The organism is Xanthobacter sp. 91, from assembly GCF_000702385.1.
Taxonomy (GTDB): Bacteria; Pseudomonadota; Alphaproteobacteria; order Rhizobiales; family Xanthobacteraceae; genus Xanthobacter; species Xanthobacter aminoxidans.
On sequence record NZ_JNIB01000001.1, the window covers coordinates 5,038,023 to 5,050,834 of the forward strand.

Consider the following 12,812-nt stretch of genomic DNA (forward strand, 5'->3'; position numbering starts at 1 on the left):
CGTCACTCCCCGGAAGTCGGCGCGGGCGCGCCGGATGTGGGGGCCTCGTCCGCGGGTGCCGCTTCCTGGCCGATCTTCACGTCGTGCGCATACAGCGCGGGATCGAGCAGCACACGCGGGCCGCCCTCGGGCTCCGAGCCCTTGCGCGAATTCTGCGGACCCACCTTCACCGGACGGCCGGCGGCGAGATCGTCGAGCAGCTTCTCGAAGTTCTCGGGGGTCAGGTCTTCGTAATAATCGTCGTTGATCTGCACCATGGGCGCGTTGGTGCAGGCGCCGAGGCACTCCACCTCAAGCCAGGAGAAGGTGCCGTCGGCGGAAACGTGCCGCTCGTGGCCGATCTTCTTCTCGCAGACGTGCTTGATGGCTTCCGCGCCGCGCAGCATGCAGGGCGTGGTGCCGCACAGCTGGACGAAATACTTCCCCACCGGCTCAAGGTTGAACATGGTGTAGAAGGTGGCGATCTCCAGCACGCGGATGTTCGCCATGCTGAGGCGCTCGGCGACCGCGCGGATGGCGGGCTCGGGCAACCAGCCGCCGGCGGCCTTCTGGGTTTCCCACAGCAAGGGCACCACGGCGCTGGCCTGCCGGCCTTCCGGATACTTGGCGATCAGCTTCTGCGCGATGGCCTCCAGCTCCGGCGTGAAGCTGAAGCTCTCGGGCTGCTCGGCGGCGAGGCGGCGGACGGACATGGTTCAGATCCCGGAAGAAGCCGCGCGCAGGCCGCGCGCGAGCATCGGGCAAAGGGCGAGAGGAAGGCGGGCCATCAGCGGTCCACCTCCCCGAACACGATGTCGAGCGAGCCGAGCACCGCGGAGACGTCGGCCAGCATGTGGCCGCGATTGAGGAAGTCCATCGCCTGAAGGTGCGCGAAGCCCGGAGCGCGGATCTTGCAACGGTACGGCTTGTTGGTGCCGTCCGAGACGAGATAGACGCCGAACTCGCCCTTGGGCGCTTCCACCGCGGCATACACGTCGCCTTCCGGCACGTGGAAGCCCTCGGTGTAGAGCTTGAAGTGGTGGATGAGCGCTTCCATGGAGCGCTTCATCTCGGCCCGCTTCGGCGGCGCGACCTTGTGGTCCTGGGTGTGGACCGGGCCGCTCTCCTTCAGCAGGCGCTCGACGCACTGCTTCATGATGGCGGTGGACTGGCGCATCTCCTCCATGCGGACGAGGTAGCGGTCGTAGCAGTCGCCGTGCTTGCCCACCGGAATGTCGAAATCGAGTTCCGAATAGCACTCGTAGGGCTGCGCGCGGCGCAGGTCCCACGCCGCGCCGGAGCCGCGCAGCACCGGGCCGGAGAAGCCCCAGGACAGCGCTTCGTCAACCGAGACGATGCCGATGTCCACGGTGCGCTGCTTGAAGATGCGGTTGTTGGTGACGAGGGCGTCGAGGTCCGCCACCAGCTTCAGGAACGGGTCGCAGAAGGCGCCGATGTCTTCCACCAGAGCGCGCGGCAGGTCCTGGTGGACACCGCCGGGCCGGAAGAAGGCCGCGTGCATGCGGCTGCCGGAGGCGCGCTCATAGAAGATCATGAGCTTCTCGCGCTCCTCGAAGCCCCACAAAGGCGGGGTCAGCGCGCCCACGTCCATGGCGAACGTGGTGACGTTGAGGAGGTGGGAGAGCAGGCGCCCGATCTCGGAATAGAGCACGCGGATGAGCTGGCCGCGCTTGGGCACCTCGATGCCCAGCAGCTTCTCCACCGCGAGGCAGTAGGCGTGCTCCTGGTTCATCGGCGCGCAATAGTCGAGCCGGTCGAAATAGGGCACGGCCTGAAGATAGGTCTTGGCCTCGATCAGCTTCTCGGTGCCGCGGTGCAGGAGGCCGATGTGCGGGTCCACCCGCTCCACCACCTCGCCGTCCAGCTCCAGCACAAGGCGCAGCACGCCGTGCGCCGCAGGATGCTGCGGGCCGAAATTGATCTGGAAGTTGCGGACCTTGTCCGCGGGCTTCATCTCGTCGGCGACATCAACCATGAGACGCTCCCTCACCCGGCCTTGGGCGGCGCGGGCGGCTGGCCCGAGGCCTTCTCGTCACCGGGCAGGACGTATTCGACGCCCTCCCACGGCGAGAGGAAGTCGAAGTTCCGGAACTCCTGCGGCAGGCGGACCGGCTCGTACACCACGCGCTTCTGGGCGTCGTCGTAGCGCACCTCCACGAAGCCCGTGGTCGGGAAGTCCTTGCGCAGGGGGTGGCCGTCGAAGCCGTAGTCGGTCAGCAGGCGGCGCAGCTCCGGGTGGCCGGTGAACAGGATGCCGTACATGTCGTAGGCCTCCCGCTCGAACCAGTTGGCACCGGGGAAGACGCCGGTGATGGAGGGCACCGGGGTGTCCTCGTCGGTGGCGACCTTGAGGCGGATGCGGGCGTTCTGCTTCACGGAGAGCAGGTGGTAGACCACGTCGAACCGCTTCTCGCGGGCCGGATAGTCCACGCCGCACACGTCCACGATGCAGGTGAACTGGCAGGCCGGATCATCCCGGAGGAAAGTCACGGCCTTGACGATCTGCGACGGCTCGATGAAGAGCGCCAGCTCGCCATAGGCGATCTCGGTGCCGGTCACCACGCCCGGCAGGGCGCCCGATACGTGGGCGGCGAGGTCGTTGAGGGTCTCGTCCATCACACCGGCTCCCGATCAGCGCTCGATGGTGCCGATGCGGCGGATCTTCTTCTGCAGCAGCAGGATGCCGTAGAGCAGCGCCTCCGCGGTGGGCGGGCAGCCCGGCACGTAGATGTCCACCGGCACGATGCGATCGCAGCCGCGCACCACCGAATAGGAGAAGTGGTAGTAGCCGCCGCCATTGGCGCAGGAGCCCATGGAGATGACGTAGCGCGGCTCCGGCATCTGGTCGTAGACCTTGCGGAGCGCGGGGGCCATCTTGTTGGTCAGCGTGCCGGCGACGATCATCACGTCCGACTGGCGCGGCGAGGCGCGCGGCGCGAAGCCGAAGCGCTCCACGTCGTAGCGCGGCATGGAGGCCTGCATCATCTCCACCGCGCAGCATGCGAGACCGAAGGTCATCCACATGAGCGAGCCGGTGCGCGCCCAGGTGATGAGGTCATCGGCGGTGGTGAGGAGGAAGCCCTTGTCCGCCAGTTCGTTGTTGATCTCCTTGAAGAAGGGATCATCAGCGCCGACGGGACGGCCGGTGGAGGGATCGACGATGCCGGTGGAGGCGCGTGCGATCTCGGGCTTGGTGGCCGAAGGGGTCAGTCCCATTCCAGAGCTCCCTTGCGCCATTCGTAGATGAACCCGACGGTGAGCACGCCGAGGAAGATCATCATCGACCAGAAGCCGAGGTCGCCGAGGCCACCGAAGCTGATCGCCCACGGGAAGAGGAAGGCGACCTCGAGGTCGAAGATGATGAAGAGGATGGACACCAGATAGAAGCGCACGTCGAACGTCATGCGCGCGTCGTCGAATGCGTTGAAGCCGCACTCGTACGCGGACAGCTTCTCCGGGTCCGGATTCTGGTAGGCGACGATGAAGGGCGACACCAGCAGGGCCAGGCCGATCACCGCGGAAACGCCGATGAAGATCACCACCGGCAGATAGTCCATGAGCAACGCGTTCATCTTGCTCGCACCTCGGAGCGCTCGGTCGGTGCCGTGGGCAGCGCGCTTGGCTCACCCATCAGGGTCAAAAGGAGCTTGAAACGGCTGATCGCCTGAAGCGTTACCGCGCCGTCCGGCTAGAGAAGTTCGAAACGACGCGAGAGCCTTATCGCAGCGCCAGAAGGGAGGCAAGTGCGCGGATCGGCCAAGGTGTCATGCCTTTGGTAGCGGATCGCGGGTGTGCCCGGTGCAGCCCGTCCGCGACCGCCGCGCCGCCCCTTTCGCAGCGCCGCGAAAGCTGGGCCGGAGCCGGCTTGCGGTTCTCTCACGGGAGGTAGATCGGGAGGGCCTCAATTCTGTGCAAGATGCAGTTGCGGGCGACTGTTGCATCCGTGCGACACAATGCCGTGTGCATCTTCCAGCCTTCCCCGGCCCCGCGGAGCGGCGAAGGCCCCAGCCAATCCATCAGCCGGCCTCCCGGCGCGAGCGAGTCGCACCGGGAGCGACCGCAGTGCCGGGGCGAATCCGCCGCGGCGATTCTGCGTGAGGTCGGTGCCGGGGCGTGCCCGGCACCGGTTCAGCGATGGGGACGTGCGCCGCCCGCGCGGCCACCGCCGCCGCCGACGCGTCCGCCGCCACCCTGGAGCTTGGCACCACCGCCGCCACCGCTGCGGTACTGCTTCGGCGGCCCGGCCGGCCGGGCGGCAGGTTTCACGCTCGACTTGCCGCCGCCGCCCTTCTTGAGCTGCTGCGACCCGCCGGAGGGCTTGACCGGCTTTGCCGTGGTGGCCGCGCCGCCCGGCTTGCCCGCGCTGCCCGGCTTGCCGGCACCACCGGCCCCACCAGGCTGTCCGGGAGCACCGGGTCCGCCCGGCTTGCCGGGAGCGCCGGGACCACCGGGGCCTCCCGGAGTGCCCGGTCCACCCGGCTTGCCCGGGCCGCCAGGACCACCGGGACCACCGGGACCACCGGGATAACCCGGTCCGCCGGGCTTGCCGGGGCCACCAGGGCCCCCGGGATAACCCGGGCCACCCACGCCGCCGGGGCCGCCGGGATAGCCGGGCTTGCCGGGAAGAGGCTTGGCGGGATTCGGCTTCCACGGACCAACCGGGCCGCCGGGGCCACCGGGATAACCGGGGCCACCCGGCTTGCCGGGATAGCCGGGACCGCCGGGCTTGCCCGGGTAGCCGGGATAACCCGGGCCTCCGGGATAGCCAGGAGGCGGCGGCCAGCCGGGATGGCCCGGACCACCGGGCCAGCCGCCCGGCGGGCGGGGCGGCGGCGGGCGCCAGCCGGGATAGCCCGGCCACGGCGGCGGATAGACCCAGCCGCGGCCCCAGTTCCACGGGTTGCTCCAGGCACTGCCCACGAGCACGCCGGCGCCGAAGGCCAGCAGGCCGACGCCGGCCGCAGTGTAGATGGTGGAGGAATCGTAGGTCGGCACATAGACCATCGTCGGGTCGGCCGAGGTGATGTAGACCACGTTCCGGCCGTCCTCCTGCCGGGTGGTCACGACCTGCTTGTCGTTGGTCTTCAGCGAGCCGGCCGCCTCGGCCTTGGCGCGCAGGGCCTGGATGGCGACCGACACGTCCTCCGGCTGGCTGACGAAGGCGTAGCCGATGGACTGGGTGGCATCGAGGTTTTCGTTCAGCTTGGCGATCACGGTGGGGAAGCGCGTCAGCGCCTTCACCGAGGGGTCCCACTTCTGGGCATCGGCGCCGGAGAAATCGCCCTTCTTCACCGCGCTCTTGTGGGAGTCCAGCCAGCGCTGGGCCTGCACCAGTTCCAGCGGATAGGCGGTGGCCGGCAGCATCTGCGCGAGCAGCGTGTCGGGATAGAGCGCATAGGGCGCGAGCAGGGTTTCCAGCTCGGCGAGGGCGTAGAGCGCGGACGCCGGCGGCGCATCGGCGGGGGGCGCCCCGGCCGGAACGACCGGCGCGGGCGCGACGCCCGCAGGAGCAACGCCAGCAGGAGCAACGCCAGCAGGCGCGACAGGTGCGGGCGCGGCCGGTGGCGGCGCGACGGCCGTGGTGGCGGGCGGAGCCGCAGGAGGCGCAACAGGCGGCGCCGCCTCGGGCGCCACTTGCGGCGCGGCCGCGGGCGGCGTCGTGGGTGGCGGGACCGGCGCCTGCGTTGCTGCCGCGCCGGTGTCGGGCGGGCTTTGCTGGGCGAAGGCCGGATAGAGGCTCGTGGTCCAGCCGAAGGCCAGCGCCACGGCGATGCGGGACCAGCCCGCCAGCTCCCGGCGCCGCATGTTCGTGCGTCTTGGTGTCAAGTCAGGGTCCTCCCCCTCGCCGGCCAGCCCGACCGCAGATCGGGCGCGGTGGCCTGATCTGGCGACCGCCGGGCGGGCCGCGCCTTGACAATGCGCAAACGCGGCCCGCCCGTCTAGAGCGCGCCGCGCCTGATGAAGCGCCACCGCGAGGGGTGATATCCCTTCTCTCTCATTACGTTAGAGAAAGGCCGCGCCCGGCGGGCGGGTTCAGGCGCGCAGGGTCTCGCTCACGGCGGCCACCAGCTGCTTCAGGGAGAAGGGCTTGGGCAGGAAGGAGAAGTGCTCGCTCGGCGGCAGGTTGCGGGCAAAGGCCTCCTCGGCATAGCCGGAAATGAAGATCACCTTCAGCCCCGGCTCGCGGCTGCGCAATTCCCGCAGCAGGGTCGGGCCGTCCATCTCCGGCATCACCACGTCGGAGATGACGAGATCGACCTTGCCCTCGCGCTCGATCAGTTCCAGCGCCTCGACGCCGCTGGCGGCGGCCAGCACCTCGTAGCCGCGATTGGCGAGCGCCCGGCTGGCGAAGGCCCGCACCGCGTCCTCGTCCTCCACCAGCAGCACGCGGCGCCCCTGCCCCGTGGTGTCGCCGGCCTTCGGCTCCGGCTCGGCGGGCCTCGGGGCCTCCTCCGGCTCGATGCCCGCGAGATGGCGGGGCAGGAAGACGCGGAAGGTGGTGCCGTGGCCCATCTCGCTGTCGGCGAGGATGGTGCCACCGGTCTGCTGCACGATGCCGTAGACGGTGGAGAGGCCGAGCCCCGTGCCCTTGCCCACCTCCTTGGTGGAGAAGAAGGGCTCGAAGATCTTGTCCATGATGTCGGGCGGGATGCCGGTGCCGGTGTCCGCCACCTCCACCATCACATAATCGCCCTCCGGCAGGCCCTGCCCGTAGGCGGCGCAGCCGGCGGCCGGCACGTTGCCGGTGCGGATGGTCAGGGTGCCGCCGTCGGGCATGGCGTCGCGGGCATTGACCGCGAGGTTCACGATCACCTGCTCGAACTGGTTCACGTCCACCTTCACCGGCCACAAATCGCGGGCGTGCTCCACGTCGAGCGTGATGCGCTCGCCGATGAGGCGGCGCAGCAAGGCGGCGGCATCCGAGATCACGTCGCCGAGCTCGATCACCTGCGGGCGCAGGGTCTGGCGGCGGGAGAAGGCGAGCAGCTGCCGCACGAGGCCGGCGGCGCGGTTCGCGTTCTGCTTGATCTGCATGATGTCCGGGAAGGACGGATCGCTCGGCCGGTGCTTGGCGAGCAGCAGGTCGCAATAGCCGATGATGGCGGTGAGCACGTTGTTGAAGTCGTGCGCCACGCCACCGGCGAGGTGCCCCACCGCCTGCAGCTTCTGCGACTGGGCGAACTGCACCTCCAGCGCCCGCTGCTCGGTCATGTCGATGGCGCAGAGCGCGATGTCGCCGCTCACGTCGAGGGGCGCCGCATAGAAGCGGACGGAGCGGGCGCTGCCGCCGGCCAGCGTCACGTCGCAAGGCGCGGGCGGCTCGCTGGCGCCAGCGGCAGCGGCGAGCAGCGCCTCGGTGCCGGAGGCGTCCGCCACCAGAGCGGTCAGCGGGCGGCCGGCGGCATCGCGGCCGAACAGGCGCTCGAACGCCGCATTGGCGGCGCGCACCCCGCCGGAACGATCCACCAGCGCCATGGCCAGCGGTGCCCGGCGGAAGAACAGGTCGCCGAGAACCTCGGTGCTGTCGCTCTTCGGGGCCTGGGGAGCCGTAGTCCGGGCAGAGGCGCCGAGGGCGCCTTCCACCGCATCGAGCGGCAAAGCAACGGCCCCGGTGCCATCGGGGGCGGCGGCGATGCGCAGCAGGACGGGGAGCGCCGTGCCATCCTTGCGCTTGAGCGAGGCAACCAGCGAGGCGCGGCCGCCATTGGCCTGCGCCGCGGCCAGCGCCGGCATGCTTTCCGGGGCGACGATGCGGCTGAGCGGCATGCCGTCCGGCCCCCAGTCGGCGAGGGCGTAGCCGAGCATGCGGCAGAAGGTGAGGTTGGGGTCCACCACCCGCCCGCCGACGATGCGCAGCAGGCCGGCCGGCAGTTCTTCCCACGATGCCACGAGGTCCGGCCCGGCATAGCCTTCGGGGGCCGTCGGCGACGGTGCAGGCGCCCGGGCTTCGGACACGGGAACAGGAGCGGCAACGGCCGGCGCGGGCGCCACCACGACCGGATCGGGCGGACGCACGGCGGGCGCGACCGGCAGCGGCTTCGCCACGACCGGAGCCACAGGGAGAGGCGCAACAGGCAGAGGCGCGGCCGGGAAAGGCGCGACCGGATGCGCCGCGGGAGCAGGCACCGGCGCGGGAGCGAAGGCCGGCGCCGCCTCGGCCTCGGCGGTATCGACCATGCGCAGCGTCCACAGCACGCGCCGGGGGCCGCCCACGGGGTGCACCGAGACCTCGAGCTGCCGCCCGCGCGCTCCGCCCCCGAAGGGCATGGTGCTCAGGTGGGCCGTCGATCCGGCAACGGCGTTGAGCAGCTCGCCCACGGTCGTCTGGCTGCCGGGAATGCGGGAGAGGAAACGCTCGGGCAGCGGCGGCTCGGCGGTGCCGCTACGGCACATGCGCAGATAGGCGGGGTTGGTCTCGACGATGCGCTCGCCATCCTCGACCACGGCCATGGCGTCGCCGGATGCCGCAAGGGCAATCGCGCCCAGCGGGTCCTCCGGCTCGACGCCCTTGAAGGCGCGGCGGGCGGCCAGGAACAGTTCCACCACCCCCACCACGGCCAGCGCCGCAATGATGGCCGAGGGCACGCCGCCCCCGTCCCGCCCGAGGATGGTCGCGCCCACGAAGCCACCGGCCAGCGCGAAGACGACGATGAAAAGCCGGGTTCCCAGCGGCCCCGCCCCGCGGCTTTTCCTGCGCCGGACGGCGGTTCCCTGGTCCTTCGTCTGGCGACCCCGCATGCGCTCTTTTACCATTCCGGCGATCCGTTCAGGCGATCTGCCGCCCTGATGCGTGCACCATTCGCACGGATTTAAGGGAGAGAATCGCCGGTGACTTAAATCCTGCCACGATTATCAACAAAACCTTAGGCCCTGAGGCTCACGATGCGCGACCGGCGCGGCTATTGGCGCGAGCGGGCGTCCAGGCATTTCGTGATATTGACGGCGTGAGGGTCCAAAGGGCATCGCGCGTTCCGGATGTGGATGCCGGAGGGAGGCAGCCGACGGGCCATGGCCCGGGGAGGCACCCGGTTCGAGTAAAGCGGAGGCATGATGCTACAGCAGTTGTTCGGTACCCAGCTCGCGTTTCCGATTCGGGTGGCCATCGCCGCCATCGTGATCGCCGCGCTGCTGGGCTTGACGGTGCTGGTGATGCGCCGCCTCGCCGGCCGCGCCGCCGGAGGCGACCGCCGCGGCCGGGCGGGTCCCCGCCTGTCCGTTCTCGACAGCGTTTCCGTGGATCAGCGCCGCCGCCTCGTGCTCGTGCGCCGGGACGAGGTGGAACACCTGCTGCTGGTCGGCGGCAACAGCGACCTCGTCATCGAGCAGAACATCGGCGCGGCCGAGGCGGTGGAAACCGCACCCGCCGCCGTGCCGCCGCCGCGCGAGGCACCGACCCTGCAGCGGCCCACGCCGCGCCGTTCCCTTTCCGCTACCCCCGCCGCGCCGGTGCTGGCCGCCGAGACCGCAGCCGCCAGCCTTCCGGCGCCCGAGCCCGTCGCCCCCGAAGCGCCTGCGGCCGAAACCCGCGAAGATCGTCGCTCCGCTCTGGCGCGCCGGCCGCTGATGCGCGGCGACGGCACCCTCTCCGGCCGTCCCGCGACGCGCGGGGCGGACGCCGCGCCCGAGCCCGCCGCCCCCAGGGAGGTGGCCAAGGAGCCGGCACGGGACGCTGTTCGGGTTGAGGCGCCGCGCCCCGACCAGGCCCGGCTCGACGCCCTGAAGGCCGAGTTCGCCGCCAGCACGCCCAAGATCGACGCGCCCAAGATTGATGCCCCGCGCACCGAGCCGGCCCGGGCCGAGGCCGTGAAGATCGAGGCCCCCAAGATCGAGGCCCCCAAGGTGGAGGCATCGAGGACCGAGCCCGAGGACGCGCCCCCCGCCGTCAGCGAGGTCGCTGCGGAGCTGGAGGATCTCACCCACCGTCTCGACGCCGCCCTCGTCCACCCGCAGCCGGCCGCCGCCGCGCCCCAGATCAGTCTTTCCGATCTCCTCGGCGACGAGCCCGCAGCGCCCGCCGAGCCGGCCCCGGCTGCCGTGAGGCCCGAGCCGGTGATCGAGCCCCCGCCGCCGCGCAGCGAAGGCCCGCTGACGCGCTTCCTGTCCCAGTCACGGAACCGCTCGACGGAGGCCCGCCCGGCCGAGGTGCGCCCCCGCCCCGACGTCACGCCGCGCACCGAGAGCCCCCGCATCGAGGCGCCTCTGCGCCCGCGCGAGTTCGCCTTCCGCCCGACCGGGGAAAACCGTCCGCTGCCGACGCCGGAGCAGCCGCGCCGCGAGCCCCTCGCCTTGCGCAACGTGAGCCGCGAAGACGCCTCCCTGCGGCCCGAGACGGCGAGCCCGCTGCTGCGCGCCCCGTCCCCGACGGTGACGCCGCCGGCGTCCGCGGAGGTCTCCGCTCCGGTGATCCATGCCCCGGCACCGACCCAATCAGCGCCTCACGCCTCGCCTTACGCGGCGCCGCCGGTGGCCGCTCCCCCGAGCGTGCCCCACGCCGAGGAGGCTCCCGCCGTCGAGCCGGAAGCGCCGCGCGACCCGCTGGACGATTTCGACGCCGAAATGGCGAACCTGCTCGGCCGCACCAACGCGCGCAGCCGCTGACCCTTCCGCCGGCTTCGGCCGGTCCCGGACGCAAGAAGGCCGGCGGGGCGATGGCTCCGCCGGCCTTCTTCACATTTGAAATCGCTCTGCCGAAATTGGCAGCCGGAAACAGCGGCTCAGTCGTCGCGGTAGACCCGCTCGCGCCGCTCGTGGCGCTCCTGCGCCTCCACCGAGAGGGTGGCGATGGGCCGGGCCTCAAGGCGCTTCAGCGAGATGGGCTCGCCGGTGTCCTCGCAATAGCCGTAGGAACCGTCCTCGATCCGCAGCAGCGCCGCGTCGATCTTGGCGATCAGCTTGCGCTGGCGATCGCGGGCGCGCAGCTCGATGGAGCGGTCGGTCTCGGACGACGCCCGATCCGCCAGGTCCGGGTGATTCTGGTTCTCGTCCTGAAGGTGCTGCAGGGTCTCGCGGGCCTCCTTCAGGATGTCGTCCTTCCAACGCAGCAGCTTGAGGCGAAAATACTCGCGCTGCCTGTCGTTCATGAAGGGCTCATCCTCACGGGGCCGATAGTCCTCGTCGATTTGGATCGACATCAGCAAGGTCCTCGATATGCGTCGCTCTGCCGTCGAAGCAAGACGCTGCAAGGCGGATCATGCCCATCCGGCCTTGCGTGGAGCCAAGCACCGACAACGAACTCCCCGTCACGGAACTCAAGGGCTGCCGCCCCAGCGTCCGGGCCGGCGGAGCCGACCTTTCGGCCAGGAGGACGCCCCATGGTCGCCGCGCTTATATCGACGCCTTCGGGTTCCGACAACCGGCATGTCCTTGTCCAGCGGGCGCCGCCCCTTGACGGATGGGCGCCGGGTGCCGACCTTGCTGCGGCGCGACAGGCGGCGGAAGGGATCAAGTCTCATGCGGTTCGAGGGCACGAAGAGCTATGTGGCCACCGACGACCTCAAGGTCGCCGTCAATGCGGCCCTCGTCCTCGAACGCCCCCTGCTCATCAAGGGCGAGCCCGGAACGGGAAAAACCGTTCTGGCACAGGAAGTTGCCGAAGCCCTCGGGGCGCCGCTGATCGAGTGGCACGTGAAGTCCACCACCAAGGCGCAGCAGGGCCTCTACGAGTATGACGCCGTGGCCCGCCTGCGTGACAGCCAGCTCGGCGACCCCAAGGTCCACGACATCGCCAACTACATCCGCAAGGGAAAGTTGTGGACGGCCTTCTCCTCCCCCGTGCGGCCGGTGCTGCTGATCGACGAGGTGGACAAGGCGGACATCGAGTTTCCCAACGATCTGCTGCAGGAACTCGACCGCATGGAGTTCCATGTCTACGAGACCGGCGAGCAGGTGAAGGCGGAGCAGCGCCCCCTCGTCATCATCACCTCCAACAATGAGAAGGAGCTGCCGGACGCCTTCCTGCGCCGCTGCTTCTTCCACTACATCCGCTTCCCCGATCCCGAGACCATGCGGGCCATCGTCGAGGTGCACTTCCCCGGCATCAAGCAGCGCCTCGTGGGCGAGGCACTGCGCATCTTCTACGAGCTGCGCGACGTGCCGGGCCTGAAGAAGAAGCCTTCCACCTCCGAGCTGATCGACTGGCTGAAGCTGCTGATGGCCGAGGACATCGAGCTGGAAACCCTGCGCGAGAAGGACGTGCGCAAGGCCATTCCCCCGCTCGCCGGCGCGCTGCTCAAGAACGAGCAGGACGTGCACATGTTCGAGCGCCTCGCCTTCCTCGCCCGGCGGGAGCAGCGCTGATCCATGGACGCGACGCAGATCCTCGTCGCCCTCCTCGTCATCGGCGCGCCGCTGGCGCTGTTCCTCAGCCTGCGCGGCAGCGGCAAGGGGAGCGGCGGGGACGAGAAGGCTGCCGCCGCGAAGCCGGACGCCGCGCCGAACCGGGCGAAGCCGCCGGCGGACTACGGGCTCGGCCGGGAGGATTCCCCCTCCCCCGCCGCATCGGCCGCGAGCAGCGAGCCGGACACTGCCAATGCGCAGCGGGCAGCCGCGGCTGCGGCAGCCGGCGGCGCACTCATCATCGCGGCGGGCTATGCGGCCCATCACCATTCGGGCGAGGCGGGGGGCGAATCCCCCCATGTGGGCCACAGCGGCGGCGGCCCCGATTCCGGTGACAGCGGCGGCTCGGGCGACGGGGACGGCGGCGGCGAATAGGGTCCTCGTCCGCCCGTCTCGATCCGACGGATGCGACCACGCGCGCTTCAGCCGACGAACGGCAGCGACGATCGAACGGAAGGTGCCGGACGCTCCGCGCC

General features: G+C 70.5%; 11 protein-coding genes. 3 read left to right on the forward strand and 8 right to left on the reverse strand.

Annotated features, from left to right (window positions below; genetic code table 11):
* Positions 1–2: 2 nt before the first annotated feature.
* The 7 genes from nuoE to A37E_RS0123545 all read right to left on the reverse strand — a co-directional run bounded on the left by nuoE (position 3) and on the right by A37E_RS0123545 (position 8,754).
* Positions 3–692: an NADH-quinone oxidoreductase subunit NuoE gene (gene nuoE, locus A37E_RS0123515; RefSeq protein ID WP_029558861.1), complete on the reverse strand. Its 690-nt coding sequence runs from the start codon at positions 690–692 to the stop codon at positions 3–5.
* A gap of 74 nt (positions 693–766) precedes the next feature.
* Positions 767–1,954 (reverse strand): NADH-quinone oxidoreductase subunit D, encoded by a 1,188-nt coding sequence (locus A37E_RS0123520; protein ID WP_029558862.1) that lies wholly within the window; start codon positions 1,952–1,954, stop codon positions 767–769.
* Positions 1,955–1,986: 32 nt separating this feature from the next.
* Entirely contained in the window at positions 1,987–2,616 is a 630-nt protein-coding gene (locus tag A37E_RS0123525) for an NADH-quinone oxidoreductase subunit C (RefSeq protein WP_024278567.1), read from the reverse strand.
* A 15-nt stretch (positions 2,617–2,631) separates the two neighbouring features.
* Positions 2,632–3,216, reverse strand: a complete 585-nt coding sequence (locus A37E_RS0123530) for an NADH-quinone oxidoreductase subunit B (RefSeq protein WP_024278566.1) — start codon at positions 3,214–3,216, stop codon at positions 2,632–2,634.
* Positions 3,207–3,572 (reverse strand): NADH-quinone oxidoreductase subunit A, encoded by a 366-nt coding sequence (locus A37E_RS0123535; protein WP_024278565.1) that lies wholly within the window; start codon positions 3,570–3,572, stop codon positions 3,207–3,209. Before A37E_RS0123535 ends, A37E_RS0123530 begins: the two co-directional genes overlap by 10 nt.
* A 556-nt stretch (positions 3,573–4,128) precedes the next feature.
* Complete coding sequence (locus tag A37E_RS27670; RefSeq protein ID WP_051679293.1) at positions 4,129–5,805, reverse strand: DUF3300 domain-containing protein; 1,677 nt, start codon at positions 5,803–5,805, stop codon at positions 4,129–4,131.
* A 228-nt stretch (positions 5,806–6,033) separates the two neighbouring features.
* On the reverse strand, positions 6,034–8,754 hold the full coding sequence (locus A37E_RS0123545) for a PAS domain-containing sensor histidine kinase (RefSeq protein WP_051679294.1): 2,721 nt from the start codon (positions 8,752–8,754) through the stop codon (positions 6,034–6,036).
* A 294-nt stretch (positions 8,755–9,048) separates the two neighbouring features.
* Between A37E_RS0123545 and A37E_RS26195 the strand changes: the two genes are divergently transcribed.
* Positions 9,049–10,599, forward strand: coding sequence for a flagellar biosynthetic protein FliO (locus tag A37E_RS26195; protein WP_029558865.1), 1,551 nt, complete (start codon positions 9,049–9,051; stop codon positions 10,597–10,599).
* A gap of 116 nt (positions 10,600–10,715) precedes the next feature.
* Here the strand turns inward: A37E_RS26195 and dksA are convergent, their stop codons facing one another.
* Positions 10,716–11,132, reverse strand: a complete 417-nt coding sequence (gene dksA, locus A37E_RS0123555; RefSeq protein ID WP_024278561.1) for an RNA polymerase-binding protein DksA — start codon at positions 11,130–11,132, stop codon at positions 10,716–10,718.
* Between the two features lie 319 nt (positions 11,133–11,451).
* On the opposite strand from dksA, the gene A37E_RS0123560 reads away from it, so the two are divergent.
* Both A37E_RS0123560 and A37E_RS0123565 read left to right on the forward strand, forming a co-directional pair.
* Positions 11,452–12,297 carry a MoxR family ATPase gene (locus A37E_RS0123560; protein WP_029558866.1) on the forward strand — a complete coding sequence of 282 codons (846 nt, stop codon included), beginning with the start codon at positions 11,452–11,454 and terminating at the stop codon, positions 12,295–12,297.
* A 3-nt stretch (positions 12,298–12,300) separates the two neighbouring features.
* Positions 12,301–12,711 (forward strand): hypothetical protein, encoded by a 411-nt coding sequence (locus A37E_RS0123565; protein ID WP_029558867.1) that lies wholly within the window; start codon positions 12,301–12,303, stop codon positions 12,709–12,711.
* Positions 12,712–12,812 lie beyond the last annotated feature (101 nt).

Bases quoted from the DNA above. Each gene is read 5' to 3' on its own strand.
- nuoE (WP_029558861.1), bottom strand. From the start codon at position 692: ATGTCCGTCCGCCGCCTCGCCGCCGAGCAGCCCGAGAGCTTCAGCTTC.
- A37E_RS0123520 (WP_029558862.1), bottom strand. From the start codon at position 1,954: ATGAAGCCCGCGGACAAGGTCCGCAACTTCCAGATCAATTTCGGCCCG.
- A37E_RS0123525 (WP_024278567.1), bottom strand. From the start codon at position 2,616: ATGGACGAGACCCTCAACGACCTCGCCGCCCACGTATCGGGCGCCCTG.
- A37E_RS0123530 (WP_024278566.1), bottom strand. From the start codon at position 3,216: ATGGGACTGACCCCTTCGGCCACCAAGCCCGAGATCGCACGCGCCTCC.
- A37E_RS0123535 (WP_024278565.1), bottom strand. From the start codon at position 3,572: ATGAACGCGTTGCTCATGGACTATCTGCCGGTGGTGATCTTCATCGGC.
- A37E_RS27670 (WP_051679293.1), bottom strand. From the start codon at position 5,805: ATGCGGCGCCGGGAGCTGGCGGGCTGGTCCCGCATCGCCGTGGCGCTG.
- A37E_RS0123545 (WP_051679294.1), bottom strand. From the start codon at position 8,754: ATGGTAAAAGAGCGCATGCGGGGTCGCCAGACGAAGGACCAGGGAACC.
- A37E_RS26195 (WP_029558865.1), top strand. From the start codon at position 9,049: ATGATGCTACAGCAGTTGTTCGGTACCCAGCTCGCGTTTCCGATTCGG.
- dksA (WP_024278561.1), bottom strand. From the start codon at position 11,132: ATGTCGATCCAAATCGACGAGGACTATCGGCCCCGTGAGGATGAGCCC.
- A37E_RS0123560 (WP_029558866.1), top strand. From the start codon at position 11,452: ATGCGGTTCGAGGGCACGAAGAGCTATGTGGCCACCGACGACCTCAAG.
- A37E_RS0123565 (WP_029558867.1), top strand. From the start codon at position 12,301: ATGGACGCGACGCAGATCCTCGTCGCCCTCCTCGTCATCGGCGCGCCG.